Below are 520 nucleotides of genomic sequence, written 5' to 3' on the forward strand. Positions count from 1 at the left end.
AGGGGATGGCCGGCGTCTTGGCGAGGATCTCGGAGACGGGGTAGCGGGACTCGCGGCGTACGGCCATGAAGATGCGCGGCATGACGGGGAAGTGGAACGCCATGTGGCACTCGTCGCCGCCGGAGGCGTAGTCCCCGAAGTAGTCGACGACGTCCTCCGGCCACTGGTTGGCCTCCGCCAGCAGCACCTTGTCGGGGTACTGGGCGTCGATCTCCTTGCGCACCCGCCTGAGGAACTCGTGGGTCGCCGGCAGGTTCTCGCAGTTGGTGCCCTCCTGCTGGTACAGGTACGGCACCGCGTCCAGCCGGAACCCGTCGATGCCGAGATCCAGCCAGAACTTCAGCGCGGAGATCATCTCCTCCTGCACCGCCGGGTTCTCGTAGTTGAGGTCCGGCTGGTGCGAGAAGAAGCGGTGCCAGTAGTACTGCTTGCGTACCGGGTCGTACGTCCAGTTGGAGGCCTCGGTGTCGACGAAGATGATCCGGGCGTCCTGGAACTGCTTGTCGTCGTCGGCCCAGAC

Annotated in this window: 1 protein-coding gene; it reads right to left on the reverse strand. The window is 65.6% G+C overall.

Going from position 1 to position 520, the window contains the following annotated elements:
* On the reverse strand, window positions 1-520 hold a 520-nt coding region (locus LMU33_RS40915), incomplete at both ends, for an alpha-amylase family glycosyl hydrolase (protein WP_249814974.1).

It is taken from the genome of Streptomyces barringtoniae, assembly GCF_020819595.1.
Classification (GTDB): Bacteria; Actinomycetota; Actinomycetes; order Streptomycetales; family Streptomycetaceae; genus Streptomyces; species Streptomyces barringtoniae.